The 1918-nt window shown below is 63.9% G+C and carries 1 protein-coding gene; it reads left to right on the plus strand.

Annotation, left to right across the window (positions count from 1 at the left end; all coding sequences use genetic code 11):
- Positions 1–7 precede the first annotated feature (7 nt).
- Positions 8–1783 (plus strand): sulfoacetaldehyde acetyltransferase, encoded by a 1776-nt coding sequence (xsc, locus tag I9182_RS20315; RefSeq protein WP_209599474.1) that lies wholly within the window; start codon positions 8–10, stop codon positions 1781–1783.
- Positions 1784–1918: the final 135 nt, after the last annotated feature.

Consider the following 1918-nt stretch of genomic DNA (forward strand, 5'->3'; position numbering starts at 1 on the left):
CACCCCTATGAAGATGACGACGGAAGAGGCCTTTGTTAAGGTTTTGCAGATGCATGGTATTGAGCATGCGTTTGGGATCATTGGCTCTGCGATGATGCCGATTTCGGATCTGTTTCCGAAGGCTGGGATCATGTTCTGGGACTGTGCGCATGAGGGCAGCGCGGGGATGATGGCGGATGGCTACACCCGGGCCACCGGCAAGATGTCGATGATGATCGCGCAGAACGGTCCGGGCATCACCAACTTCGTGACCGCCGTCAAGACCGCCTATTGGAACCACACACCGCTGCTGCTGGTGACCCCGCAGGCGGCCAACAAGACCATCGGTCAGGGGGGCTTTCAGGAAGTCGAGCAGATGAAGCTGTTCGAGGACATGGTCGCCTATCAGGAAGAGGTCCGCGACCCGACCCGCGTCTGCGAGGTTCTGAACCGTGTGATCATGCAGGCCAAGCGCGCCAGCGCCCCGGCCCAGCTGAACATCCCGCGCGACATGTGGACCCAGGTTGTCGATATCGACCTGCCCGCCATTGTCGAGTTCGAGCGCCCCTCGGGCGGCGAAAGCGCCGTGGCCCAGGCGGCCGAGCTGCTGTCGAACGCCAGGAACCCGGTGATCCTGAACGGGGCCGGTGTGGTTCTGGCCGAGGGCGGCATCGAGGCGTCGAAAGCACTGGCCGAGCGTCTGGATGCGCCGGTCTGCGTCGGCTACCAGCACAATGACGCCTTCCCGGGCAGCCACCCGCTGTTTGCCGGTCCGCTGGGCTATAACGGTTCGAAAGCAGGGATGGAGCTGATCAGCGAGGCGGATGTTGTCCTGTGCCTCGGCACCCGTCTGAACCCGTTCTCGACCCTGCCGGGCTATGGCATCAACTACTGGCCCGCGGATGCGAAGATCATCCAGGTCGACATCAACCCCGACCGTATCGGCCTGACCAAAGCGGTCAGCGTCGGCATCATCGGCGACGCCGCCAAGGTGGCAAAGGGCATTCTGGCCCAGCTGAGCGACACCGCCGGTGACGAAGGCCGCAAGGAGCGCAAAGAGCGCATCGCGCAGAAGAAATCGGCCTGGGCGCAGGAACTGACCTCGATGACCCACGAGGATGACGATCCGGGCACCACCTGGAACCAGCGTGCCCGCGCGGCCAAGCCCGACTGGATGAGCCCGCGCATGGCGTGGCGCGCCATTCAGGCGGCGCTGCCGAAAGAGGCGATCATCAGCTCGGACATCGGCAACAACTGCGCCATCGGCAACGCCTATCCGTCGTTTGAAGAGGGTCGCAAATACCTGGCACCGGGCCTGTTCGGCCCCTGCGGCTATGGCCTGCCCGCCGTCGTTGGCGCCAAGATCGGCTGCCCGGATGTTCCGGTTGTGGGCTTTGCCGGTGACGGTGCCTTTGGCATCGCGGTGAACGAACTGACCGCCATCGGCCGCGAGGAATGGCCCGCCGTGACCCAGATCGTGTTCCGCAACTACCAGTGGGGCGCGGAAAAGCGCAACTCGACCCTGTGGTTCGACGACAACTTCGTGGGCACCGAGCTGGACACCAAGGTGTCTTATGCCGGTATCGCGCAGGCCTGTGGCCTGAAAGGCGTTGTCGCCCGCACCCAGGACGAGCTGACCGCGGCGCTGAACCAGGCGATCGAGGACCAGAAGAACGGCATCACCACGCTGATCGAGGCCCTGATCAACCAGGAGCTTGGCGAGCCTTTCCGCCGCGACGCAATGAAAAAACCCGTCGCCGTCGCCGGTATCAGCGCCGATGACATGAAGGCGCAGGGCGCATAACCCCAGGACGAGGCCGGAGCACATGACCCTGACACCCGTCGAGCTGTTGCGGCAAAACGCTCCGGCCACCCGTCCCATAATCGCCCTCAGCGAAGGCAACGACCCCCGCATCACAAAAGGGGCCCTCAACGCGCA

Origin of the sequence: Ruegeria sp. HKCCSP351, assembly GCF_017872535.1 — a bacterium.
Classification (GTDB): Bacteria; Pseudomonadota; Alphaproteobacteria; order Rhodobacterales; family Rhodobacteraceae; genus Ruegeria.